At 42.9% G+C, this 26,858-nt stretch carries 24 protein-coding genes; 5 read left to right on the plus strand and 19 right to left on the minus strand.

The window, feature by feature from the left end:
- Positions 1-56: 56 nt before the first annotated feature.
- Complete coding sequence (locus tag EKG38_RS11930; RefSeq protein ID WP_126520469.1) at positions 57-2,111, minus strand: dipeptidyl-peptidase 5; 2,055 nt, start codon at positions 2,109-2,111, stop codon at positions 57-59.
- Between the two features lie 228 nt (positions 2,112-2,339).
- Positions 2,340-3,878 carry a fumarate hydratase gene (locus tag EKG38_RS11935; protein ID WP_126520470.1) on the minus strand — a complete coding sequence of 513 codons (1,539 nt, stop codon included), beginning with the start codon at positions 3,876-3,878 and terminating at the stop codon, positions 2,340-2,342.
- Positions 3,879-4,088: 210 nt separating this feature from the next.
- Here EKG38_RS11935 and pabB point away from each other — a divergent pair, with 210 nt between their 5' ends.
- Complete coding sequence (pabB, locus tag EKG38_RS11940) at positions 4,089-5,498, plus strand: aminodeoxychorismate synthase component I (protein WP_126520471.1); 1,410 nt, start codon at positions 4,089-4,091, stop codon at positions 5,496-5,498.
- A 56-nt stretch (positions 5,499-5,554) separates the two neighbouring features.
- Positions 5,555-6,124 (plus strand): CoA pyrophosphatase, encoded by a 570-nt coding sequence (locus EKG38_RS11945; RefSeq protein ID WP_126520472.1) that lies wholly within the window; start codon positions 5,555-5,557, stop codon positions 6,122-6,124.
- A 137-nt stretch (positions 6,125-6,261) separates the two neighbouring features.
- Here EKG38_RS11945 and EKG38_RS11950 read toward each other — a convergent pair whose 3' ends face one another.
- On the minus strand, positions 6,262-6,597 hold the full coding sequence (locus EKG38_RS11950) for a hypothetical protein (protein WP_126520473.1): 336 nt from the start codon (positions 6,595-6,597) through the stop codon (positions 6,262-6,264).
- Between the two features lie 409 nt (positions 6,598-7,006).
- Between EKG38_RS11950 and asnS the strand changes: the two genes are divergently transcribed.
- The gene (gene asnS / locus EKG38_RS11955) at positions 7,007-8,407 is read left to right on the plus strand and encodes an asparagine--tRNA ligase (RefSeq protein ID WP_126520474.1); all 1,401 of its coding nucleotides are present in this window, start codon (positions 7,007-7,009) and stop codon (positions 8,405-8,407) included.
- Positions 8,408-8,487: 80 nt separating this feature from the next.
- Here the strand turns inward: asnS and EKG38_RS11960 are convergent, their stop codons facing one another.
- From EKG38_RS11960 to EKG38_RS12035, 16 genes are all read right to left on the minus strand, one after another.
- Positions 8,488-9,522, minus strand: a complete 1,035-nt coding sequence (locus tag EKG38_RS11960) for a tetratricopeptide repeat protein (RefSeq protein WP_126520475.1) — start codon at positions 9,520-9,522, stop codon at positions 8,488-8,490.
- 44 nt (positions 9,523-9,566) lie between these two features.
- The gene (locus EKG38_RS11965; protein ID WP_126520476.1) at positions 9,567-10,532 is read right to left on the minus strand and encodes a type II secretion system F family protein; all 966 of its coding nucleotides are present in this window, start codon (positions 10,530-10,532) and stop codon (positions 9,567-9,569) included.
- Positions 10,533-10,534: 2 nt separating this feature from the next.
- Entirely contained in the window at positions 10,535-11,512 is a 978-nt protein-coding gene (locus tag EKG38_RS11970) for a type II secretion system F family protein (protein WP_126520477.1), read from the minus strand.
- Between the two features lie 12 nt (positions 11,513-11,524).
- Positions 11,525-12,850 (minus strand): TadA family conjugal transfer-associated ATPase, encoded by a 1,326-nt coding sequence (locus EKG38_RS11975; RefSeq protein ID WP_126520478.1) that lies wholly within the window; start codon positions 12,848-12,850, stop codon positions 11,525-11,527.
- Positions 12,851-12,852: 2 nt separating this feature from the next.
- A complete protein-coding gene (locus tag EKG38_RS11980; RefSeq protein ID WP_126520479.1) occupies positions 12,853-14,151 on the minus strand; it encodes a CpaE/TadZ family protein in 1,299 nt (432 codons plus the stop codon).
- Between the two features lie 68 nt (positions 14,152-14,219).
- On the minus strand, positions 14,220-14,675 hold the full coding sequence (locus EKG38_RS11985; protein ID WP_126520480.1) for a TadE/TadG family type IV pilus assembly protein: 456 nt from the start codon (positions 14,673-14,675) through the stop codon (positions 14,220-14,222).
- Positions 14,672-15,160, minus strand: a complete 489-nt coding sequence (locus EKG38_RS11990) for a TadE/TadG family type IV pilus assembly protein (protein WP_126520571.1) — start codon at positions 15,158-15,160, stop codon at positions 14,672-14,674. Before EKG38_RS11990 ends, EKG38_RS11985 begins: the two co-directional genes overlap by 4 nt.
- Before the next feature lie 9 nt (positions 15,161-15,169).
- Entirely contained in the window at positions 15,170-16,534 is a 1,365-nt protein-coding gene (locus EKG38_RS11995) for a pilus assembly protein TadG-related protein (RefSeq protein ID WP_246033154.1), read from the minus strand.
- 80 nt (positions 16,535-16,614) lie between these two features.
- Entirely contained in the window at positions 16,615-16,899 is a 285-nt protein-coding gene (locus tag EKG38_RS12000) for a hypothetical protein (RefSeq protein WP_126520482.1), read from the minus strand.
- A gap of 18 nt (positions 16,900-16,917) precedes the next feature.
- On the minus strand, positions 16,918-18,369 hold the full coding sequence (locus EKG38_RS12005) for a type II and III secretion system protein family protein (protein WP_185826844.1): 1,452 nt from the start codon (positions 18,367-18,369) through the stop codon (positions 16,918-16,920).
- A gap of 48 nt (positions 18,370-18,417) precedes the next feature.
- Positions 18,418-19,245, minus strand: coding sequence for a Flp pilus assembly protein CpaB (cpaB, locus tag EKG38_RS12010; RefSeq protein WP_126520483.1), 828 nt, complete (start codon positions 19,243-19,245; stop codon positions 18,418-18,420).
- Positions 19,246-19,285: 40 nt separating this feature from the next.
- Positions 19,286-20,593 carry a DUF8689 domain-containing protein gene (locus EKG38_RS12015; protein ID WP_439332656.1) on the minus strand — a complete coding sequence of 436 codons (1,308 nt, stop codon included), beginning with the start codon at positions 20,591-20,593 and terminating at the stop codon, positions 19,286-19,288.
- Between the two features lie 10 nt (positions 20,594-20,603).
- A complete protein-coding gene (locus tag EKG38_RS12020) occupies positions 20,604-21,179 on the minus strand; it encodes an A24 family peptidase (RefSeq protein WP_126520485.1) in 576 nt (191 codons plus the stop codon).
- A 111-nt stretch (positions 21,180-21,290) separates the two neighbouring features.
- Positions 21,291-21,470: a Flp family type IVb pilin gene (locus EKG38_RS12025; protein ID WP_126520486.1), complete on the minus strand. Its 180-nt coding sequence runs from the start codon at positions 21,468-21,470 to the stop codon at positions 21,291-21,293.
- Between the two features lie 721 nt (positions 21,471-22,191).
- Positions 22,192-22,599, minus strand: a complete 408-nt coding sequence (locus tag EKG38_RS12030) for a helix-turn-helix domain-containing protein (RefSeq protein ID WP_500691051.1) — start codon at positions 22,597-22,599, stop codon at positions 22,192-22,194.
- A 37-nt stretch (positions 22,600-22,636) separates the two neighbouring features.
- Complete coding sequence (locus tag EKG38_RS12035) at positions 22,637-24,088, minus strand: L,D-transpeptidase family protein (protein ID WP_126520488.1); 1,452 nt, start codon at positions 24,086-24,088, stop codon at positions 22,637-22,639.
- 355 nt (positions 24,089-24,443) lie between these two features.
- Between EKG38_RS12035 and EKG38_RS12040 the strand changes: the two genes are divergently transcribed.
- Together EKG38_RS12040 and EKG38_RS12045 are read left to right on the plus strand one after the other, a co-directional pair.
- Complete coding sequence (locus EKG38_RS12040) at positions 24,444-24,707, plus strand: hypothetical protein (protein WP_126520489.1); 264 nt, start codon at positions 24,444-24,446, stop codon at positions 24,705-24,707.
- An 88-nt stretch (positions 24,708-24,795) separates the two neighbouring features.
- On the plus strand, positions 24,796-26,856 hold the full coding sequence (locus EKG38_RS12045) for a sulfatase-like hydrolase/transferase (protein WP_246033155.1): 2,061 nt from the start codon (positions 24,796-24,798) through the stop codon (positions 26,854-26,856).
- Positions 26,857-26,858 lie beyond the last annotated feature (2 nt).

Consider the following 26,858-nt stretch of genomic DNA (forward strand, 5'->3'; position numbering starts at 1 on the left):
CAGAATAAATATTCTGGCCTCAGTAAGTAAGTCTATGTTATTTCAAGTTTGAACGCTTATTTCTTTTCGGTCCAACGATCCATCCAACCAAGTACATTGGCGTACCATTGCTCAAGGTTATCTGGATTGAGGATCCAATGGTTCTCTTCTGGGTAGATAAGCAACTCAGATGGGATCCCTTTACGTTGCATAAGGCTGAACGCGGCTAAACCCTGACCATAGGGAACACGGAAGTCTTTTTCACCATGAATCACTAACATTGGAGTCTTCCAGTTCTCAGTGTAGTTCACCGGATTAAACTTCTCGTACAGCTCTTTGTTGTTTTCATAGGTACCACCGAACTCATATTCAGGGAACCATAGCTCTTCGGTCACGTAGTACATAGAGCGCATATCGAACAGACCGGCATGATTGACCAGACAGTTGAAACCGTCACTCCAGTTACCCTGGATCCAGTTCATCATGTAGCCACCGTATGAACCACCCAAGGCACAGGTACGAGTCTCGTCCAGCCACTTTTGCTGTTTAGTGACGGCTGTCAGACCTTTCTGAAGGTCTTCGAGAGGTTTTCCGCCCCAGTCTTGTGTGATCGAGTCGGTAAATTCCTGGCCATAGCCCGTTGAACCATGGAAGTCGATCATTACCACACCGTAACCGGCACCCGCCCACAGTTGAGCATTCCAGCGGCTGCTGAATGAGTTACCAAATGATCCTTGTGGACCACCATGAACGAGGAATGCAATAGGATACTTCTGACCGGCTTTGTAGTCGGAAGGCTTTATCCAGTAACCATGCACCTCTTCATTGTTCCAGCCCTTAAAGCTAAACTGCTCGAACTCACCAAACTTGATCTCGGCTAATTTTTCTTGGTTAACTTGGGTTAGTTGCTTAATCCCCTGACCATCCAAGTTCATCGAGTAGAGATCGCCCGGTTGAACTAAAGATTTGTGGTTAATAATAATCTTTTCGTTAGTCACACCAACGACGCTATTACTACCATCGTTGTAGACCGTTTTCACATCACCAAATTGGGTATTAACTTCAAATACGGTAACCTGCCCGACATCCTGAGCCGTGACATAGAGTGTACGATTATCTTTACCGAAGGTGAGCGAACTCGCGCTTCTATCCCATAACGGAGCTACCTCTTTCTCCTGCCCTGTTACCGTATCGCGCAACATAATGCGGTATCTGTCGGCCTCAAAACCAGGCTTGGTCATGGCAAGATAGGCCAGGTAACGGCCATCGGCAGAGAACGTCGGATTGGCGTCCCAGGCTTTATTGGCTTCGGTAAGGTTCACCGCATCGCCGCCGGTTACCGGAACCTGCCATAAATCGTAATTGGTGATCCAAGCCTGATCTTTACTCGGCGCTTTAGCGCCGTAAACAAGGTGTTTACCATCAGGTGTAAAGGTTACCTCTTCCATGCCCGAAAATGGCTTTGGCGGTGTTTCCGTATCTAAACCTGCAGTGACGTCCACAGCCGTAGTGATCTTTTCACCATTGAGCTTTGCGACAAACAGGTGGCTTCTTGAATGGTCACTCCAGGTATCCCAATGTCTGACCATTAGTTGTTTATATTCGCGTCCCGATGATTTACGCTCCTGCTCAGCAGTAAACTTATCCTCAGAGCATTTCAGATCTTTACACTCAGGAAATACTCTCATGTTCATTACGACTTGAGTGCCATCTTGAGACAGCTTGAAACCTTCGACATCGAGCGGGAAGTCAGAGACCTGAATAGCTTCTCCGCCGGTTAAAGGCAACTTATACAGTTGGCTGGAACCACTGCGACCGGCGAGAAAATAGATAGCTTGGTCGTCTGCAGCAAAGGCGACGCTGTGTTCAGTGCCTTTTACCGAGGTCAGCTGCTTAGCCTTACTGTCAGCTTGAGACAGATCTTTAATATAGAGATCGGAACTGGACTCACCCTCTGCATCAATTTTTTTGACAGCATAAACAATTTTACTGCCACTATTTGATAAAGCGGGTGAATGAAGCTTATTGATTTTAACTAGATGTTGCACCGTAAAAGGCTCTGGATTAGCGGCCTGAGCCGACATTGACAGTCCGGCACTCGCGATGGCAAGAATGATTGCAGTTTTTTTCATTGTTATTATCGTCTTTGTTGATTTAAGTTTGATTTATAAGCGACCTGATTGAGACGAACATCGCCGCCACTACATAAATAAAATTGTTATCTCCCGCATCCATGCAAGTCTATGATTTTATCTTGGTGGTGAACACTACCCAAATAATAAGGCTTAGGCAAGATACCTAAGCCAAGTATCATCGGTCTAACCTGCTATTAAAAATTCAGTGACCAAAAACAGAGGGTGTTAACTGAGTTTGAGTTTCCAGATAGCGGGACCCGTCTCATGAGCATTGACCCCATTGGAGTCTACCGCCACAGTGACCGGCATATCTTTAACATCAAACTCATAGATAGCTTCCATGCCTAAGTCAGCAAAAGCGACAACGCGGGAGGTTTTAATCGCTTTCGACACCAAGTAGGCGGCGCCACCGACAGCCATCAGGTAAACCGCTTTATTCTTCTTGATGGATTCTACCGTTGCAGATCCCCTCTCGGCTTTACCTATCATCCCCATCAGGCCCGTTTTCTCGAGCATCATATCGGTGAACTTATCCATACGCGTTGCTGTCGTTGGCCCTGCTGGGCCGACAACTTCATCACCAACGGGATCCACTGGCCCTACGTAGTAGATAAACTTACCGGTAAAATCGACCCCTTCAGGCAGACCTTCGCCGCTTTCAATTAGGGTTTGAATACGTTTATGGGCAGCATCACGGCCGGTTAACATCTTGCCGTTAAGTAGCAAGGTATCGCCACTCTTCCACTTTTCAATATCGGCTTGTGTCACACTGTTTAGATCGACATGATGAGTGTTCTCACCCGCTTCACGGGTGATCACGGGCCAACCTTCTAATGATGGAGGCGTCAATACAGCAGGACCCGTTCCATCTAAGTGAAAATGAACATGACGTGTTGCCGCGCAGTTCGGGATCATGACGACAGGCTTAGAGGCTGCATGTGTTGGAACCGACTTGATCTTTACATCGAGAACCGTGGTTAAACCGCCTAAGCCCTGAGCACCGATACCGAGTTTATTTGAGCGCTCGAAGATATCCAGACGCAACTTCTCTTCGGCAGTTTCAGCGCCCTTTGCCTGTAGTTCATGAATGTCGACAGGATCCATCAGTGACTCTTTAGCGAGTACCGCCGCTTTCTCTGCGGTTCCGCCGATGCCAATACCCAGCATTCCTGGTGGGCACCAACCCGCTCCCATTGTCGGCAGTGTCTTCTCAACCCATGCAGCAATATCATCAGAGGGATTGAGCATTGCCATCTTAGATTTATTTTCTGATCCGCCGCCCTTAGCCGCAATAGCAACATCAATATGATCCCCGGGTACCATATCGATATGAACGACAGACGGAGTGTTATCCTTGGTGTTCTTACGCGCTCCGGCAGGGTCTGAAACGATTGAGGCTCTTAATGGGTTATCCGGGTTCAGATACGCACGTCTGACGCCTTCGTCGACCATCTGCTGAACCGTCATATCAGTCTTATCCCACTTAACACCCATACCCACTTTAACAAAACAGGTAACGATACCGGTGTCTTGACACAGAGGACGCTTTCCTTCTGCCGACATACGAGAGTTAATTAAGATCTGTGCAATGGCATCTTTTGCGGCTGCACTTTCTTCTCTGTCATAGGCTTCAGACATAGCATCGACAAAATCTTTGGGGTGATAATAGGAGATATATTGTAGGGAATCGGCAACGCTCTCAATTAGATCGGCTTGCTTAATGATAACTTCTTTAGTCACAGACACTTCCTTTTCAACAGACATTAGGGTGCGCTCCATTAGCCATTTTTGGCTTGCGTATTTGTTTTTAGTTATTCCTGCTCGGACATTTCATACACTCCCCCAGCCCGCAGAGAATGTAGCACGTCATTGCCTTGTATGGCTTGCGTGTTTCTTTTTATTAATCCCGGCATTTGGATATGATACTCTTTCGCGACTTTTAGGGGAATATCACATTTTAGATAAGGTTAATCGATGAGTTTTTCGCCGCAGCAGCAACTTGCTTTCAGGCATCTGAATTGGAAATACACCACCACAGAACTATTCTCCCACCTCGCAGACAAGCCCTGGGCCATGCTGCTCGACTCGGCAGATGCAGCTCACCAGGATGCAAAATTTGACATCATAGTGTGCGATCCTATCGCGACGATTGTAACCGATGGCCAATCGAGCAGGGTGAATCATCTACGAAGCGGCGAATTAGTGAATAGTCAAGTTCACACTGGTGACCCCTTCAAGTTTCTCAATGACACCATAAAGCACTATTTCCCTCATCAATATCCAAGCCCATTACCCTTTAGCGGTGGCGCAGTGGGCTGCTTCAGTTATGATTTGGGTCGCCAGATTGAGCATCTACCCGAAATAGCGGCCAGAGACATATTACTGCCCGAAATGAATATTGGCTTATATCCCTGGGCATTAATTTTCGACCGTTTAAACGCAGGCTGGATTCTGGCACATTATCATGGAGAGGCTGCACTTGAGTCGACTCTGGCTCGACTTAATACCCGACTCGATACTAAATCCAATTCGGTTACTGGTGACTTCAGCCTAACCAGTCGATGGATTAATCAGATAACTAAAGCTCAATACATCGAAAAGTTTGATAAAATTCAATCCTATCTCAATAGTGGTGATTGCTATCAGATCAATTTGACTCAGCGCTTTACCGCAAGCTATCGAGGTGATGAATGGGGCGCATACCTCAAACTGCGTGAGACAAACAGAGCTCCCTTTTCGGCATTTATCCGATTAGATGATGCGGCGATACTCTCTATCTCACCGGAGCGTTTTATTCAGCTTCGTGATGGTCAAGTGCAAACAAAGCCCATTAAAGGAACCCGACCTCGATTTGAAAATGCAGAAGCAGACACCTCTTCTGCACTCGAACTCGCCGAGTCAGAGAAAGATCGCGCCGAAAACTTAATGATTGTCGATCTGTTACGAAATGACATAGGCAAAGTTGCAAAAGCAGGCTCAGTCAAGGTTCCCCACCTCTTCCAAATTGACAGTTTCCCAGCCGTCCACCACTTAGTTAGTACGGTAACGGCGGAGTTACACAATAAATATCAAGCAACCGACCTGTTAAAAGCGGCTTTTCCCGGTGGTTCTATTACTGGCGCCCCAAAAATCCGTGCGATGCAGATAATAGAAGAACTTGAACCCTCGAGGCGCAGCCTATATTGTGGATCTATTGGCTATATCAGCCAAGATGGACAGATGGACACCAGCATTACCATCCGCACATTAGTTGCACAAGCCAACCACATACACTGTTGGGCTGGTGGCGGTATTGTCGCCGACTCCCAAGCTAACGATGAATATCAGGAAACCTTCGATAAGGTCAGTAAGATACTTCCTGTTCTTGAAAAGGTGTACTCTTAAAGTTACCAGAACTTGTATGAGTAAATATTAACTGTTTGATAAACTTGGGGGGCCGTATGAACTTAATAGAGTTGAGGATAAGGTATAACCTTCAACCTCTTGCCGCTCTCACGAGCCCCCTAATCTCCAGTAAACTTCAGCCGGCAGCCGTTCTTATCGCTTTCACTCAGGTCAAGAATGAAACTCACCTCATTCTGACTCAAAGACCCAGCCATCTCCGGCATCACCCTGGCCAAATCAGTTTTCCCGGGGGTAAAGTAGAAAATAGTGATAGCAGCCACATTGCCACAGCCTTAAGAGAAGCCGAGGAGGAGATTGCACTGCCGATATCAAATGTAGAGGTACTGGGACAATATCCTAAATATAAGACGTTTACAGGTTTTGAAATCACACCTGTTTTTGGCATCGTAAAAAATGATTTTGAACCCATACTGGACCCGGGTGAAGTTGCTGAATATTTTACGATTCCATTGAAATTTCTATTAAAGACAGCCAACAGGAAACAATACCTATACCGCCGTAATGGCATAGATTACCCAATCTACTTTATCCCTTATAAACATCATGTTATCTGGGGCGCTACGGCGGCAATTATCGAGCACTTATGTAAGCAACTAAGCCAATAACAGATCTAATTATGGCTTTCCGCTGACCCGCACTCATGAGTTTGATATTGAAGGGCCAGAGGTAGTTATCCAAGCCTGGTATTAGAACGAAGCCGCCAATCCGGAAACCAGAGACAGAGAGAGTGGATTTCTCTTAACTAAACAAAGAAGCGCAGATACAAGCCCGCCGCAACAGAACTTAGAAGAAGCAATGGAATATTAAACCAATAACCCATCCTGCTATGGTGAGCGGTGTAATAATTAAATATCATGCTTATCAAACTGATCGCTGCACAAACCCAGATAACATATTCGAGTTGAACCGTCTGGATCGGATCCCAATTTAAACGAACTGACGCTCCCTTACTGAGAAAATAGCCTACGGCGCGATCGGGCCTTGCCTCATCGAAAAGCAAGAGTGCATATACAGCCAGTGACCACCCCATAATGGAAAGAGAAGCCAGCAATAACTGAAACATTTTAACTTTTTTCAATTAGTCTCTCCTGTCAGCCACCAGATATACTTTAAATATAACATTTTTTAAGCAACATCATATTGTATTATGACCGTGATTTTCAGTTACTTATTTTTATAAGTTTTATTCTCCCCTCGCTATAACCCTATGAACCATAAACTAGTGCGACAAATTACCAGAGTTCGATAAACACGGGTATAGAAGCACTTGTCTATCAACATCCAGGGATGATCCCTTGGTTTAATCCGCTTTTCTCAGCAATAATTCTGTTCATCAGGGATAAAATTCGAGCATATGCAAAAGAATCACAGCTTATTTAACTTCTATGGCATGATTATCCCCTTTTTCACTTGAGAAAAGCCGTCAGCAGGGTAATATGAACGTCCAAATTTTTTTATAAAACGTTTCGTTGGAGAACTAAGCAACAATGAGCATTACATCTGTCGCTTCTGTATTTAAAGGTGAATTTGCGATCGGTTCGCAAGTTACTGTTCGCGGTTGGGTAAGATCTCGCCGAGATTCCAAGGCCGGCATCTCTTTCCTTGCCGTTTATGATGGTTCCTGCTTTGACCCTATTCAGGGTGTAGTGCCAAATAGCTTAGAAAATTATAATGACGAAATCTTAAAACTAACCGCTGGTTGTTCTGTCGTTATGACCGGTGAAGTCGTTGACTCTCCAGGTAAAGGTCAAGCGTTCGAGCTACAAGTTTCTGCTGTTGAAGTTGCTGGTTGGGTTGAAGATCCAGATACATACCCGATGGCGGCTAAACGTCACTCTATCGAGCACTTGAGAGAGTTGGCTCATCTGCGCCCACGAACCAACATTATTGGTGCAGTAGCGCGAGTACGTAACAGCCTATCCCAGGCTATTCATCGCTTCTATCATGAACAGGGCTTCATCTGGGTCTCGACACCGCTTATTACTGCATCAGACGCTGAAGGTGCTGGCGAGATGTTCCGCGTTTCGACTCTCGATATGGAAAATCTCCCACGTACCGACGAAGGTAAAGTCGATTACAGCGAAGACTTCTTCGGTAAAGAGTCTTTCTTGACCGTCTCGGGTCAGTTAAACGCAGAAACCTACGCGAGCGCACTGTCTAAGGTTTATACTTTCGGCCCCACTTTCCGCGCAGAGAACTCAAACACCAGTCGTCACTTAGCTGAATTCTGGATGGTAGAACCTGAGGTCGCATTTGCCGATCTCGATAATGTCGCGGGTCTTGCCGAGCAGATGCTTAAATTCTGTTTCAAAGCCGTACTGGAAGAGCGTCGTGATGACCTTGAGTTTTTCGCTCAACGCGTCGATAAGACAGTTATCGAGCGTCTTGAGTCATTTGTCAGCAGTGATTTTGCTCAAGTCGACTATACCGATGCGGTAGAGATCCTGAAGAGTTGCGGTAAGAAGTTCGAATATCCCGTTGAGTGGGGAATCGATCTTCAATCCGAGCACGAGAGATACTTGGCTGAAGAGCACTTCAAGGCTCCGGTTGTTGTTAAAAACTATCCAAAAGACATCAAGGCATTCTACATGCGCCTCAATGATGATGGTAAAACCGTTGCCGCGATGGATGTACTCGCACCAGGCATTGGTGAGATCATCGGTGGAGCACAGCGCGAAGAGCGTCTTGATGTGCTTGATGCACGTCTTGAAGAGATGGGTCTGAGTAAGGAAGACTACTGGTGGTACCGTGATATGCGCCGCTACGGTACCGTCCCACATTCAGGTTTCGGTCTTGGTTTTGAGCGTTTGGTTTCATATGTTACCGGTGTTGCTAACATCCGTGACGTGATCCCATTCCCTCGAGCACCAAAATCGGCAAACTTCTAAGCTATTAGCTGAAGTTAGCCAAACAACGAGAAAACGCCCAAATGGGCGTTTTTTTATATCTGATGTTTAACAGTTTAAAACTAATTCCTTTTTTGAGTATCTAATTCCATCGATGCTCTTCTTAGATTCTTTTGAGCTTGCTCAAAGTAGCTTGGAGAGCTATCAATGGCTCTCTGAAACAATTCAACAGCCTGTTCAAACTCCCCTTCTAACATGAGGAAATACCCTAAATCATTCAAGGCATCGGCAGGTTCCATTGTATGCTCGAACGTCGATAATGCTCTGGAATATAATCCCTTTCTGACATAAACCAGTCCTAGATTAGTCCAGCCACGTTCAAAACTTGGATCTTCCTTAATCGCCTGCTTAAGGTATTTCTCAGCAAGGGCAATATTTCCACCGAGATAGTGTGAATATCCCAAATTAGTGATAATCAAAGCTGAGTGAGGTTCTTTGCGCAATGCCAGAGAATAATAATGACGGGCTTCTTCATGCCTATTTTCTAAGTCATAAAGAATCGCCAGCGCATTATAAATTCGTATTGGAGATTGTAGATCCAAAAGGTACAACCCCTCCTCCGGAGCCTCTATACCGGTAGTCGTGAGTCTTGTTTGATCTAAACTCACCGCTTTTTCAAGATGAATTTTTGCCTGTTCGTGCTGACGTTTATCCATATTAATCAAACCAAGCCCGGCATGAGACATCATCAACTCAGGATCTATGGTCAAGGATTCGTTATAGGTAAGATAGGCAAGTTGAATATTACCCTTGATACTGTGAATTCTAGCTATATTGTATAGAGTCAGTGCGTTATCGGCTTTAAAATCGAGCGCCTGTACGTAGAGGTATAATGCCTGATCCAGATTTCCCTTACCTTCCTCTTTTTTTGCACGCACTAATGCATCTGCCTCATCTCTGGGAGGGTTTGCCGCAGTAACAGATCCCATAGAGGTGCCATCATAAAGATCTTGCCGAGTCGGCGGTGTCATCTCTAAATTGAGCAACTCCTCATCTGTTTTTGTCGCAGTACAGGCCACAAGTAGTTGCAATGACAGTGCTATCAGCACTGAAAGTGCACACCTCTTATTACTGAAAAATCGATCAACATCTTTCATTAGCGCTCCCTAAGATTATTATCTACATCTACATCCGTACTTACCTAAAATGCCTGGCCCCATACTTTCATGACCTTGAGCACCGCCGGCCCAACGGCAACAATGAAAAACGAAGGCCAGATGCATAGCATCATCGGAAAGATCATTTTTACTGCTAACTTCGCCGCTTGCTCCTCGGCTTCCTGAAGTCGCTTATTTCTGTATTCATCAGAAAAAACACGCAATGTTTCCGCAATACCGGTACCAAGACGTATGCTTTGAGAAATGGCTGAATTAAGCCCCTTGATATCTTCCAACCCCGTTCGATCGGTAAACTCCTGAAGTGCCACCTTAACGGTCAAACCGGCTCTCACCTTACTACATACCAGCTCAAGCTCACTGGCTAATGCTGGGTGGCTCAATGCTAGCTCCCGGGCGACTCGCTGCATTGCAGCCATCAAGCCTAAACCTGCTTCGCAACACACAACCAACAGATCCAACGCATCAGGAAACCCAGTTTTCAGCATCCTCATTCGACTAGTAGCTACCTTCTTGAGCACCAAAGAGGGTAACAGGAAAGCACCGCCAACAAGCAGGGCAACAACATACACACTCATCATTGTTGATAAATCCGGGTATAAGCTTAAGACTAAAACCGACGAGCCCGCACCGATAAGAAGTAAGATTAATCTTATCGAGCTGAAAACTGCCATCGCATTTTCTGAATGTAAGCCCGCATGAATGAGTAACCTACGAGTCTCATCATTGGATAAGTTGATTGGAGAACGGTTCGCGACGCGGCCTATACTATGCTCGATCGTCGAGTTGATATCGGCAGTTCCCGTATATCCCTGATCTTTTTTATTAATACTCTTAAGCCTCTGACGAAGTGGCGAGTAGATACCACTAATCAAGAAGGCGACTGACATTGCGAACATGACCCCTGCAATTCCTGCCACAGCAAAAATCGCCCATTTTATGTATTCAGGGTCGTCGAAGAGAGAACCAAACAATCCAATTAAATAGTCCATAATTACATATCTATTCTGATTATTTTGCTAATCCACCAGCCACCGATAGTCATACCAATAGCCCCCCACATCAATAATTTTTTACCACCTTCAGTTCCCGTTAATTCGCCAACATATGCAGGTGTTTGAAGATATATCACAGCAAACAGAACAAATGGCAGCAAAATCAAAATCCAGGCAGACAGCCTTCCCTCCGCCGATAAAGTTTTTACCCGACGCCTGAAGGTGAATCTCTCTCTTATCACTCTCGACAGACTTTGAATATTCTCGGCCAAATTACCACCCGTTTCTTTTTGCACCATAACGGCACTGGCAAAAGCCATAGCTGAGATACTAGGCACTCGTTCAATAAACCCAAGCAGTGCACGTTTAATATCTTTGGTATAATTGATATTGACAAACATCAACTTGAACTCTTTAGCTATGGGTCCCTCCAACTCTTCAGTAGCCAACTTAATCGCATCAGAGAAGGAGTATCCGGCCTGCAGTGCTCTTCGAACGACATCTAAGGCATCGGGAAAGCTAGCCTCTATTTGATCCATACGCTTATTGGTATCTCGAGAAAGTTTGATATGAAACAGCATAAGGGTCACGGCCATTACGAATACCGTAATGATAGGCTCACGGGTAAATTGCCAGGTTAATAGTCCTGTTATGATGGTGGAGACTAAAGCAAGTAAAAAAAAATGATGGCCCATCATCTTATAATCAGCAAGTTCCAGGCGATAGCTTAAATTTTCGATGAATTCGATCTTTTCCAATGCTCTCCCGAATCGAGTCAATTTTTCCAGTTTATTTTTTCTAAGCAATGAAGTATCAAATTCTGTGCCCGCTGAACTTTTAGACAATTGTTTCAGACGCTTTCTCACTAAGGCCGTATTCGCTCTTTGTGGGCTATATACGGGTAAAAATAGTGCTTGTGACAACAAGATAACAGCCAGAAAAATTAACCCCAGAAATATTATTTCATTTGAAGGCATCACAAAGTTCCTCTAAAAGTCAGCGAATGGATCGCCAGAGTTAAACAACTCGAAAGGCAGATCGATACCATGCTGTTTAAGTTTACTGTGACATCCAGGGATCACACCAGTTGCGTTAAACTTACCGATAATATCGCCATTTTGTTCCCGCCCCTCCCGAACAAAACGGAATATCTCTGACATAGTAATGACATCCCCCTCCATGCCGTTAATCTCCTGAATACTGGTCACACGACGGGTGCCATCTTCGAGACGCTCCAGTTGAACAACCAGATTGATGGCGGAAGCGATTTGCGTTCTTATGTTACTGACTGGCATGTCGAAACCGGCCATACATACCATATACTCCAGTCGACCTAATGCATCTCTCGGGCTGTTGGCGTGCAATGTTGTTAGTGAGCCTTCGTGACCGGTATTCATCGCGGTTAGCATGTCCAATGCTTCTCCGCCCCGAACCTCACCAATAACAATCCGATCAGGCCTCATACGTAGACAGTTCTTCACTAAATCTCTTTGGGTGATTTCACCTCGTCCTTCAATATTTGCAGGACGTGTTTCCAGTCGAACGGTATGGGGTTGTTGCAGCTGTAACTCAGCAGAATCTTCGATGGTAACAATTCTTTCATCGCTGGGAATATACCCGGATAACATATTCAACAGTGTCGTTTTACCGCTACCCGTACCTCCAGAGACCAAAATATTCAGTTTCCCTTTAACAGCAGCTTTTAATAACTCATTCATCTGTGCCGTTATCGAACCAATATTGATGAGCTGTTCGGCATTGAGTTTGTCCACCGCAAACCTTCTGATGGATAAGGCGGGACCATCTAGTGCCAATGGGGGAATAATGGCATTCACACGGGAACCATCTTCAAGACGAGCATCAACCATAGGAGATGATTCATCTATACGTCGTCCGACACTTGATACAATCCGATCTATTATATTGAGCAAGTGAGCGTTGCTGTGAAATTTAATTGATACCTGCTCGAGTTTTCCTCGACGCTCCACATATATCCTATCGAAGGAGTTCACTAAGATATCTGAAATGGTGGGATCTGCTAGTAGCGTCTCCAAGGGCCCTAAACCTAATACCTCGTCTATGATCAGTCTAACCAAGTGCTGTCTGGAAGACAGATTAATAGGCAGATGCAGTTCGGTAATGAGCTTTTCACAAATCTCAATAATTTGTTCTGTGGCCTGCTCTTTTGAGAGCGTTTCTATCAAAGAAAGATCCATCACACTTAACAGTTTATTATAGACCTGTTCTTTGATCTGTAGCTCTTCTATTGAAAGCGCTTTAAAGTTTGTCATCCCTTGTTGGCTCAGGACTGTCATAATTATTTACCTAATAATCGGTTCCAAAATCCTTTCGAATTTTTATCGCCATTACTCGACTTCGGAAAAAAGTGCTCAGTGACCAAATTCAGATCAGTCAGCATCTGTTCTCTTTTTGCGACATCGGTTATGGGCGTACCCAAATCTATACACTGACTGGCGAGCTTAAAATCATTTGCCACGACAAATAGTGACTTAATCCCAGTTGTCTCTTGTATATCTTTTAGGCTTATTCCTGCATTTGTCTTTTGATAACGATTAACTAGCAGATGTATTCGCTTACTATCGATCCCCATAAAATTAACTAACTGATTAACAATGGCCTTTGTTTCTCTAATACTCATCACATTCTGCTGCATCACCAGTAAAATATCGGCGTTAGTAAGAATATCTGCATTCCATACCTCCGGACCACGAGAAAGATCGACGATGACCTGATCATAGTATTGCCGACATTTCAAAAGAAGCTCATTGGTATTACGTAGTTCGATATGCTCCGTTGCATTCAACACTGCAAACGGTTTCGCAGCTAATAGATGCAAATGTCCTTTGTTGGTCATAGTCCCTTTTAGGGCAACTTCATCCAAGGACTCCAGTTCTTGGATTGCTTCTGTAATAAAATAGCTAGGCTCTAACCCCAGCATATGGGCTAACGTGCCTTGTAGTAGATCCGTGTCGAGTAAAGCCACTTCCCCCTCTTCTCTCGCTGAGGCGATTACAGCCATACTCGTTGCGATAAAGCTTGCTCCAGAGCCACCTTTACCATTCATCACGGCCACTACGGGTGCCAAGTCGGCTTTTTCAGAAAGTTTCAGTGCAATCTTTTCTAATGCCTGTAGCAGATCGACCTCTGGCTCATCAAGTGGAATAAAATCACTGACCCCTTGTTGGAAGGCTAAGCGAAGGACACTTTGAGGTGTGTTTTGCCCTAGAATCACAATATCAACGCCATAACTCGCAGCTTGTGTAAGGGCCTCCATCGCACTATTCTCTTCATTAGGTAGCACCAATAAAATCAAATTGTATGGCCTAGCCGCATTTACACGCATTGTATAAGCGTTCAACACCCTAGTACCCTCCCACGATAAATTCAGGCAATCATTTAATTTGGTTTCAATCTCTGTGAGCTGGAGCTGAAGACTGTTGATCAATAAAGCATGTACTGGGTAAGATAAGATATTGCTGCTTTTGCCATGTTGACGGCCTTTAGCTTCCACGATAGAAGCGGAAGTTGAATGGCCAACGTTAACCGTTCCACTGTCATCATTATTCGTCACTAGGAGCTCCAGCGGCTTATCCATTCAGATTTCCTTCTCAGATTTAAAAGTCCTTGTATTTACTATAGTAAAAATTTCAGAAATGAAACAAATTAATTGCAATCGATTAGTCCAGACTTGCCACTTGAACCAACTGGGTACACTCCAAAACTCTCTCTGGGTAATGTGGTCGTAAAGGTGGGGGAAGAGATAATTCTATCAAATCCTGGTATAAGAAATTGATGCTGATAGTTCACAATATCGGCTCTAACCATGGCGATATCTATTCCGCTTGCAGTATCTCCGGCAGTATCTACGTAATTAATGATCAAATTCGCGTTCGTTAAATTTGGAACCAACTCCACGCCATCAAAAAGCCCCATGGTTTGAATATCGACATCATTAATAATGCAAACCACCGCGATTCTCGCTGCCCTTCTCGAAGCCTCGTGGAGCACATTATAAGTATACATCAACCTACCGACTTCTAGCATGGCCAACAACAGCATTAAAAACAGCCCGCCGACAATCGCAAACTCGACGGCATAAACTCCGCGTTGATACCTCATATAGCCCTCAAGCTATAGCTAACATTAAAGTCAAAACCTAAGCGAATTCCATCTCCAAATCCAAAACCATTAATCTGTTCGCCAAAAAGGGGTTGCCAGTCATAAACAACAGAGATGGTAACTATCTGAGTGTCAGGATCGCCGGATACAGTGATATCACCGGCATTGAGTCCATTAAGTAAGGGGATTGAACCTCCGATTAATCCATAAATAACTAAATCTTTTGTTTGAGTGACACAGTCATTACAATTGTCATCACAATCAGTACCCGAACAGCCGCCACTAAAACTACTATCAAGCCCAGAAGTCCCCTGAATAGCAGTCGCGGATAGATAACGACCAGCATCCCTAACTATACGAGTTAAATTACTATACTGATATATTGCCCTGCCAAACTCTGCTGTAGCAATAACCAGAAGTAAGAGAATAGGTAGCAGTATAGTGAACTCTACTGCAGCAACACCTTTCTGCTTAGCTATTTTCATCATCGACTCCTATGAATCTGGACTGTCTGAATCACGAAACAAAACGATGGTTGATGAGTTACTTTCGAATGTAGGATCTAATGAGGTCGCTCCACTAGCACCACACATATGAACAAACTCACCAACGACAAAGTTTCTATTTCCCTGCTTATAGATTTTTTGTGTGAGGAAAAAACAACCGGTTCCCAATATCTTAACGGTATTTGCACCATTTGTTTTACCCGTACAATCGCCAACAACAATAGGTAACATTCGTCGGCCAGCATCCATCAAAGCACCCGTTGTGATATCGCCGTCAATACAGCTGTCTAGTGCCGTACCTTTGCCTTCATCATAGTTAAAGAAGGAATAGTAGTCGATATCCCCTCCATCTTCATCAACAGGATTCGTCGTTCCATATTCAGGATCATAAATGGGGGTACCATCTTCATTTCGGGCGATGAGAAGATCCCCTTCATCATCAACGAGAACTGGAGTTCCGGTACAGGTATTCACGTCCCGTTTATGGTCACCTTCATTTAGCCCATTTTGCCCTCCGCCATTGGGATATTCACCAAACCGAGTGTTTAAACCCTCGGTCACTGCGTTAGGTTTATTGCCGGGCTCTGTAGGAACTTCATCGCCAATCCTTATACAGGAAGCTAAAGTAAAATCGCCCGCCAGTGCACCTTTAAGATCGTTAGCGCCTCTATTTCCATCAGTCCTTAGAGGTTGAAAATTTCCTGGCCCCAAATCATGATCTTCTCCCGCCGCTGTTTTTAATATATATAGCTGATCGGTCAAAAAACCAAAATCATAACCACTAGGGACTGGATCGGGTCGCACAGCACTATCATCATTGGCGCAGACCATTAACGGGGCTATGCGGTCAAAACATGCAATATCAGTACTTCTTCCCGCTACCGCCGACGCCCTGATAGACTTATTAAAATCGATAATTTGAGCGAAAAAATTCTGCATTCCAACATTTTCAAGACGAACACGTACATATTCAATGCCCTCAAGAGAGTCAGGAATAAAGGGATCCGGCCACTCAGAAAACTCGATAAACAGATTTTCGGTAACCTGATCAGAGTTGTAATCAGGAGAGCTCAAAGTGACCACGCCTTCCAGCTCACTATTTTCAACATATTGTAGGTTTGCGATTAAAAGTTCTGTCGCTGCTTGCCGCGCTTGAAACTGTGTACCTTCGCCTTGTAACACTTTTCCAGCTTGCAGCGCTGACGCATCAACGGCATTTTGTAAACGCCCCTTATTCAGTAACATATGCCCACCATCAAGAGCCATTGCCGCAACCACTAACAGCGAAAAAAGGGCAATGGTAAACATGACCAGGATAGCTCCAGCTTGTTTGCGATATGGTCTTATATTCATCTTGATCACCATGCTATGAAATAGAAACCGTCTATTTTCCTACATTGAATAATTAACTCCCCATGACACACCTAAGAAAATCAATCAATCGCCTTAACGGAAACCTTTTCTCTCCCAGTTTTGGGGGCCTCATTACTTATACGATAGGCTTGCATCACTCTTTCACCGTAATTTCCCTCTAATACACCTACAATACCGTCATTTCTTTCAGGTGCCCCCGGGTCTAATATCTGAACTTGCTTCACCTGTTGGTAACTTTCTCCCATTGGAAAGTCATTGACTTGGGCACAAGCCGTTAATAGAAGAATGCCAACCAAACAGCAAGGTTTAATGTAGCCGCTAAGGTTTACGTTTAACTTATTCATACACCACCTCTCCATTAACTATAGTGAATGCCCATATTTTTGCTGAGTACCACTGTCATCAATTTTCGCGTCGGACTCTATCGCTTCATAAGGCGTTTCATGCTTCTCTTGTTCGGACTGCTTATGTGACATTTGGCCTAAGAGATAAAACTCCATATCAGATGGCAAAACAAAATCATCGGTAGGCAGTGATAGCTGCTTTTTATTAAACGGTCTAACTAACCTAGGCGTTACTAAAATAACCAGTTCACTTTGCCCACTCTTAAAACTTTTACTGGTAAATAGCTGGCCTAAGATGGGTATATCTCCAAGACCCGGTAATTTATCGATATTTTCACGTAAAGTGTCACTGATGAGTCCACTGATTGCTATGGTTTGTCCATCGGCCAATTCAACGGTTGTTGCTGTCGTTCTCTTGACTATGGAAGGCACGACAAGTGCGGTATTAGAACCTCCGGAAAGCGTAACCGAATTAGCGTTACTGACTTCACTTACCATTACGTTTAAACTTAAATTTATCTGACCTGAGTCTAATACTGATGGAACAAATTTAACGCCGACACCAAAATCTCGGTATTGAATCGTCGTGGACCCATTGGTTCCGGGTACCGGAATAGGAAACTCTCCCCCCGATAAGAACTCAGCCGATTGTCCGCTCATCGCCGTTACATTAGGCTCAGCCAAAACTTTCGCGAGACCATGTTGTTTAGCTACATCGAGTGCAAAATTCATCATTAAATTGCCTTCGAGATAACGAGCAAAAAAGCCACTACTGTCTATGGCTGCAGCAGGGTCAAGATCGAAGGCCCCACCGGCACCTGCCGTACCAATAAACCCTTTATCGCCTTTGTTAAAGATAAAGAATTTAGAATCAAATTGACGGGCGACCTCTTTTTGAACTTCTGCAATAACGACTTCGAGCATCACCTGATGATCTCCACCCACTGTCATCATGTTTAATACTGTACTTTTAACTTTAGAGACAGATGCAGCATCAGCATAAGCCTGTGCCAGTTCGACCGCCGTATTCATTTTTTTCAAATTGCTCGCTTGGCCGCTAATCAATAATTGGCCTTGTGAGGTTTGTACACCTAACTTTTCACCTGGCAGAAACTCATGCAATCGTGTCTTTAACCCATTTAGATCATGTGTGATTTCAATATCAATCACATCGACCAACTGCTCATTCTTATCCCAAACCATGATATTGGTACTACCTAACTTCTTTCCAAGCACATAGAGTTCGTTATTAGGAAGTAGTTTAATATCACCAATATTTGGATTCCCCACAGATACCCGATGAATTGCTTGCTTTAGTTTTAATACCCGTGACTTAAAGATAGGGATATGTTTAATATCCCGGTTCGCTCCTGTTGGACCGCCAGCATTCGCTGAAAAATTAATCAAAACAAGAGCAAAAGCTAAAAAACAACATGCTAGCGTAACCATTTTGGTTAATTTACCTTGCATGGTGCACTCCTTTTTATTAATACAATACGAGAAAAAAACCATCTATATCTAATGACTCACTTTAACTACCTGCTCTTGCATTCCTTTAAGCAGATAGACTTTTGAATTCGTTTTAGTTGAAACTTGAATAATGTTTTTAGATACCATAGGTATAGGCTTGACAGCTGCTGACGTGGGCGAGCTATCAATTGTATCTTTAGCCTCATTAATTGCTGCTAGTTCAACTTTTGTTGAATCAAGTGGATTTCTTAAAGCTAATTGTAATGATCCACGACCTTTTGCAATCATTAACACTTCAGCCTGATCTAAATTGAGTTCGAGCGTCACTGCGCGAACTAATTTTGGCTTGTTTTCATCATTTGATGAGCGTTGATCTATTGCAAGAATTTTAACGTTCGCCAACACAACATCAGTTTGCAGCCGCCCCCCTCTTTTAAATAGGTTGAGTACATCAACACGATTACCCGGGAGTAAGAAACCAGCAACACCAACCACATCATTAACCCTAATGGTGACGGCGCGCATTTGTGGAGTGATCAAGCTTGCTAATGTGCTTCCCTCACCTTTTGTAGTTATCCTTTCGCTGCGAAGTACCTCGCCCGCATACAGGTTATGTTTAACGACCATCCCCTCAGCACCTTCAAATGTTTTAATCGCTGTTTCCGGGATAACGGAATTCGGCATAGGAGTAAGAATAAGATGTTTTCGCTCAAGTAATGTTCCAAGCGGAACCAAAGTGGCCATAGTGATCACGTTCGTTGAAGCTTGCGGATTAAAGGTCTCGGTATTAGTTTTCAACCAACTTTGTGCAAGGAAAACGGCTGCGACACCAAATATTAACGACAATAGGACGAATAATATGGTTTTATTGTTCATCAAGAGCTCCTTTCTCGCTTATTAAGACTAACGATATGAACTACACAAAATAGATTGACCAAGCTTCTGTAATTAATTCCTTCGTTACCTCAGGTTTTAATTCCATAAAACTAATTTGATCGGCCATAATTCCCAACAGATCACGTGGATAACATGGGATCAAAGGCTTTGCATACCTCTGATGAAATTCAATGAGCAGATGCTGAAACATCTCTTCACTACAGCTAAGCCCTTTCTCTTCACACACCTGAAACCAAATCCTGCGATATAAAGGCTCATCTAATGCGTCGAAATGAATCTTGTATCCAAGACGGCGTAGAAATGCATCATCGACTAAGTCATTAGGATTTAGGTTAGTAGAAAAAAGTAAGATTAGCTCGAAAGGGATCTCAAAATGTTCACCCGATTGCAAAGAGAGAAAATCTCTTCGCTCTTCCATAGGAATAATCCACCGGTTAAAAAGCTGTTTGGCACTGATCATTTGACGACCCAAATCATCCAGAAGTAAAATGCCATTGTTAGCCTTTAACTGAATCGGAGCCATGTAGGTTCGGCTATGGCTATCAAATTGCACCTCGAGCATATCAGCGGTTAACTCACCACCAGTAATACGTAGTGGCCTCTTGCATTCGATCCAGCGAGGATCATGCCCTTGTACCAAATCCAGAGCATTTACGGGCGTAGTGCTCTCAACCTTATGGTGAAGTTGTGGATCATATACTTGTATCACCTCGTTCCCGATAGCTATTGCATAAGGAATCAAGACATTATCACCCAATGTTAAATTGAGATTACGGCAGAGATAACTTTTCCCCGTTCCCGGAGGGCCATAAATAAGAACCGGGCGACTCGAATTCAGTGCTGGACCGATCTTGCGCAGAAGCGCATTGGGCAAAACCAGCGCCTGTAACCCATACTGTAACATCTCTAAGGTGATTGGATTTTTTCGACTGGACTGCTGTTGACAAATTTCAGTGTACTGAGCAAGTGGAACCGGCACTAAACCTCGGTAACCACTCTTATCAGATACTTTTTTGGCATATTCCTCTCCCCCATGACTTAGCGCATAGCGCATCTGTCCATCGGGAGTTGATTGTCTGTTTTCAACCCAGGCAAGCTGTTTAGCACTATCCAATAGATGTTGAATAATGCCGCCAGAAATGCCCATTTTCATGACCAATTCAGATTTAGTTAAGACCCCACCTCCAAGCAGGTGTTTAAGCATAATGTCGAGTAAAAGAGACTCTTGAATGCCCGTATCTTCAATTGATTTAGGTCTCGGAGCCAGTTCAGAATTTATACTCGTATTTACGACTCTATGCTCTCGCATGGAATCGCCAGCATTCATTCTAAACATATCAAGTGACCCCTAACTTAAGATAGAGAGACCAGTTTTGAAAGAGTGCCACGATATCTTTATCGAGAAAGCATGCCCATAACCAACCAATAGCGAGTGCTGGTGCATAGGGAACAGTCAATCCGGCAGCTTCTCCTGGTTCAGGTTTAAAATAACTTCGCAGGTAAAAGCAGTCCCAATACCTCTTCATTGATTTCCATACTCCGGTAAATCCAGTTTTCCAGATAACAAGCACTAAACTTGTCGCCGCTCCTGCAACTATTCCATACACGAGACTGGAAAAAATTAATTCGGGTCCCATTAAGGCCCCAATTCCCATCATAAGCTTAATATCGCCAGCGCCTAGAATGCGAAATAAAAAAGTAGGGAAAAGCAGTATAAATGCCAACCCAAAACCAAAGCTAGCCATTAACACACCCGATAACTGAGCATAATATGCATTAATGGCAAACCCGCAAAAGATAGCCATTAGGCACAATGTGTTTGGAATTTTTTCTTTATAAAGATCGATGCTTATTGCCGCTATAAAAAACAGAGCCGCTAAGAGCAATTGAAGAGATAATTGTGTTTCAGACATAACTCCTCCTCAAAAAAGTATAGCAGCTTCAGCGAATTTGAATTTAGCCCGCTGCTATCACGAACACAGATGTAATACTTATACACCTAATTACTCAACCATCATTTCTTATTAGCAATCACCACCGACCGCAGAACAGAGTGTTTCAATCCGTTTTGTTGCACCCTCTCCCAACATAGTAAATGCTGCAACCATACCGCCCACCACAAGACCACCCGCGATAGCGTACTCTACTGCAGTTAATCCACTTTCATCTTCAATAAAATCAATGAATACCTGTTTAATGTTCATAATATGTTTCTCCTAGTTCAACGACACAATACTAAAGGTTACGAAAACGCCTTAGTTAGTAGTCGGTCTATATCACCTACCTAGACCCACCTAGCTGCTAATAGTGCCCACAGCTCATGAACCCTAAAGCTAACTTAAAAGTAGCAAAGGTATCGGGGATGCACCACGCTGATTAAATTACTGATCTGTTGTAGAGGAGGTCAAATGTGCCTAAATAGATTATTAATAATACTTTTCTGAAGGGAAACTATACGTACGCATAGCTAAAAAGCATATAAAATCCCATCCACATTAGCGTTAAACAATTGATATCAAAGGAGGTAGAGTATAAGTAATCGTCAGATTACTGTTTATTAAAATAACAGCTAAATCAGATCAGATAATTAATCAGTTGACAGTTTAATTCAGGATAAATAACAAAAAGAAGTGACTCTAACCCATTAAGTTAAAAAGATTATTTTAAACAGTCAAACACGTCGATAGCAAAAATTTATGATTATTTCTGTTACCATATTTCAACGGCGAAACGAAAAATATTTAAAACTCAGTCTGTATTTAAAAATAAATGGTCGATCAGCTTTTGTCGACCCGATTAGCCAAAAATAGTTACAGAAACTAGATACCATCGATCAATACACGCTTTTGAGACTGAGTCACCTATGAATAACACAAACGGTCTAATGTTCTGTATATATTGGAAATTTAATAATATACGGCAAAGTTATCCGAAACGCTTGTTAGAGTGAGTCACCCATGAGTAACCCAAACGGTCTAATATTCTGTATATATTGGAAATTTCATAATATACGCCAAAGTTATCCGCGATGTATGCCTGAATATCGCTGCCCTGCAGTTTATCTGCGTTTCGTGTCGTCGTACGATGTTTAATATATCGTGAAAGTTGCTGTACCTGCTCATCTGTTAAAGAGGCTGGTCTGCCAGTGTGCTTTTTATCTTTAAGTCCATCCAGACCATATGTTAAATAACTTGTAATCCATTTATTGACACTTGTTCGGCTTACTTTCAGGTAGTCTGCAATTTGATATCTGGACTTACCTTCATGGAAATGAAGCAAGGCCAGCAGCTTCAATTTCATTCTGGCATTTTTTTCTTGTTGAATAAGTTTCATAAAGTCGGGAGTATCACACGCGGGTTCGGCCATAGTGCTATATCTCCATATCAAGGTTATAGATATCAGGTCTGACTTGAAGTTTTCCTGAGTTATCAACCCAAGACGTATGGTACGTGATATATACTGAAATAGGAGTCGATAGAGAAAAATACCGAGTCTCATTTCCCTCTAAGGCGTTTCTCAACTCTCTTGCCTTCTCATCCGTTTCCACCAAGTATTTAGAAAGAATGATAGGTTTTTCCAGCCGAATACACCCATGGCTCATTGCTCTGTTTTTACTCTCAAATAACTGTTTAGCTGGCGTATCATGAAGGTATATGGAATGTCTGTTAATAATAGTAAATCGCATCTTTCCCAACGCATTATCTTCACCCGGTGCTTGCACCAACCTATATTGACTTAGTAGCGTCGGGAGCTGTTTGGAATTGATCTGATCCAGTTTAATGACCTGTGTTTTATTCATTCCTATACCACGTAGCTCGAACTGCTTGTGATTAAGATATCCAGGCTCTTTTGCATTAAGGGGTAAAAGCTCACTTTTTATGATGCTAGCAGGCGGTGTCCATGTTGGGTTGATAGTCAGTTGAGTCAGATGAGTCGAGAGTAGTGGTGTTTGTGAGCTCGGTTTACCTATAATGACTTTCATCTGTAACACCACACTCCCCTGTTCAAAGAGACTCAATTGATAACCGGGTATGTTTATCCACACTAGCTTTTCAAAGCTTAGGCCGGATAGTGCTATCCAACGCCACAGATTTCGTTGCATCTGTTCCACTCTTTGCAAAGGAGTGACATTTATGGCTTCCACAGTGTATTTATCAAGATTGCCATTGACCCTTAAGCCATGTCTAAGCTGAAAAGACTTAATTCCATCTATGACCATAGGATCATAAATGGCTTCCCGGTAACGGGTTAACTCACTATGCTCAAGATCGCCAAGTACTGTGAGCATCCACCTTAACTGTTTAACCTCATTTGAGGATTGCCCCAATCTAAATTCGTGTTGACTCATCGTGGGCCACTTTAAATTTACCTTCTTCTTGTATTCACCAATCAGGGTTCTGAGTCGGTAAACCTCATCAAAAGAGGGTAATATTGTATCGAGGTATTCAGCTAAACGCTCATTCTTAATCGCCAGTAGCAGTTTAACTTGCTCCACTGACAGCTCTTTATAACTCAAATCTGACATCCGGTCGATAACGGTCAATAACGCTTCTGTGTAGTTAGTATCCGCTAGTTTACGCAATGTAGTGGCTTCAATAGATAGAGGAATATCGACCTCTACCCCAAGATCATCGAGTAAACTAATAAGGGTCATTCCATTTAAACTAACGCCTCTTTGATCAAACCATAGAAGCTCATCGGCATCTTGTTCATAAATTTCTGACATCATATGTTCATCACTCAAAGGCTTTGCCTCGGACAGATCACAAGCAAACATCATAACGACCGCAATAGATATGAATAACAATGAATCCAATCTCATACTCTTAGCGCCTTATCAGAAAAACTGCTTACAACTCAATATTTAAAGGAAGTAATTAGTAAATTAAAGAAAAGTAAGCTTTGATGCTACAGAACATAGGTTTTAGCTGTAAAAAAATCAGAAATTCTGGTTGGGCAGCAATTCTTGAACATCTTGTTCTCAACCTTATAATTTTCGTCAAATCATCTTTATAACGTTTAGTACAAAAATTTGCTATGGACAAACTTTCATCTTGAATAACTTAAAAAATGATCTTACTTTTTACTAACAAACTCAAAGCCAACTATACTTTTTATAGAAATAATATTTTATCAGGCTTTATATGAGCAGATACTGATAAGGATGGATAGTTTCAATGACATTAGGAACCCGTTGGACAATACAGGTGAGCTTATCTGTCATCATCATATTTTTACTGGGGATCAATATCATCCCCGCATGGCAGGTTTACCAGTCCAGATTGGCTATCACAACGGACAGTCCGTCAGGTTCCAGCTTAGCTGAGCGATACCTGATTTTAGGAGACTGGCCAGCTTCTGATGTCTATAGTGCCCTCGAGGACAATAATAAATATAAAGTATTAGCTGTTACCAAAAATACGACAGATACTAAAAAATAGTGGCCCTCTAAGCTGTCTATGTATTTAGGGTTAGAATTTAAGGGAATTTATGTACGCTATAAAACCTGAAAACTCAGGAGAGGTCTCTATGCAGAGAACATTTTGGCGAACGAACGCCTTGATGTTACTTTCATTAATCTTACTCTATAACTTCAGGCAACTGCTGCAATACTACTCCTCATTTTCTATTGCAACCGCAATGATACATGTCAACCAGACACATCTGCTTAGCCAAGGGTTACTGATTGATTTAGCACAATTTGGCTTACTTATCCTGTTACTGCATCTGATCTGGTCCTTGATTATCACTCTATCTTGTCGACCATGGTTCTATTTGATTCGACACGAAGGGATAAGGACACAGATCTGGCTAATTATCAGTCTCTCCCACTTTACGCTGGTATTCGCCACAAATGCTTACCTGTTTCCGACTTCTCTGCTTGGTTTTTTAAGGGATACTCCTTTAGCTTCACCTTTAGGGTTAACTGTCCTGGGTGGCTTAATCACAACTCAATTTTTATGGAGCCTCTACCATTTAATAGGCAGAAACGCCACGCTTGGCCTTGTTATGGTGACTTTATCCATAAGTTATATCTCGACCTCAAAGGTTGATGAAACGTATGACCCAATCGATAAAACTAGTCCAAATGTGTTTATTATCGGCATAGATGCATTGAGACCGGATCATTTGGGTTACCGCAACAGGGATAACCACTTCACGCCTAATATTGATAAATTTCTTTCCGAGGCGAGTATTTTTGATGAAACCTATACACCTCAAGCAAGAACCTATGTTGCGTGGATGAGCTTACTATCGGGGCAATACCCGATAAAAAATGGTGCAAGATTTAACCTCGCGCCACCCGAGCTGGTACAAACAGAGTTCCCCTTAATCAGAGAACTCAAACAACAAGGTTACATGACAACCTATGCAATGGATGAGAGGCGTTTTAATCAAATAGATGAAGAGTATGGTTTCGATCAAGTTGTAGGACCTAAAATTGGGGCCGCCGATGCCATAATTACTAATATTGCAGATATCCCTTTAATAAACCTCTTTATCAAGCTTCCCCTCTCGGAGATATTGTTCCCGTACCTTTATATGAACCGCGCCTACGGAAAGGCCTACGACCCAATATTATTTAACCAAACTGTGAGCAGTAGTTTATCTACTAATAAGCCAAATTTTTTAGCCGTTCACTTTTGTCAACTGCACTGGCCATATACCTCAAAAGACTTTATCGATATGGATAGCGCCAAATGGAAAGGCAATTATAACCACTTTATGTACCAAGCCTTGCTATCTAAGGTAGATGAGCAATTTCATCATTTTATGGATGAACTCATGAATCGTGGTTTCTTAGAAAATGCCATTGTTTATCTGGTATCAGATCATGGTGAAGGCTTCATGTTAGAACAAGATACATTAGCCAACCACAATATAAATGATAGTAGTAATCTGAATGTCAATGCATGGGGTCACGGCACTAATATTCTCAGCCAGGAACAGTCAAACGTACTCATGGCATATAGAAAATTTCCCCAGGGGTCACCATCTAAGCCTCAAATGGTGTCCGGTATTTTTTCACTAATCGACATCGCCCCGAGTTTGTTTAGCGAACTTAATTTAAGTTTAGAACGTTCAGATAAAGCCTTTGATGGAATTGTACTTCCAAAAGAGAGGAGATCAAAAATTACCGATATAACAGAAAGGGAGGTGTTCGTGGAATCATCTCGGCCTGTAAAATCAATCAACGCAAGTTTCATCGACGATAGAAAAGTCCTATCAGAAACCGCATCCAAATATGAAGTCAGAGAGAATGGGCGAATTGTCATGTTACCGCAACTTCACAATGAATTAATAGGTGAAAAGCAACGTTCTATCTATTATAAACACTGGCAACTTGCCATGTTACCGGATTATGAAGAGCTGATTCTGGTTGATACAAAAATGAAGACCTGGAGTTCAATAACTAACTATCAGGGTAGCGCTCCCTGGGTAAAAATGCTTACTCGTTTGTGTGAACACTACCGGGATGATCAGGGCTTTGACAAAACAGGACAATGCCAAAATGCGATAACAGAGTCACAATCGATGCAGGATAACAATATTACAAATTTGAACAGAGAAGTCCCGTCTCATCCATAGAG

The organism is Shewanella canadensis (assembly GCF_003966225.1).
GTDB classification, from domain to species: Bacteria; Pseudomonadota; Gammaproteobacteria; order Enterobacterales; family Shewanellaceae; genus Shewanella; species Shewanella canadensis.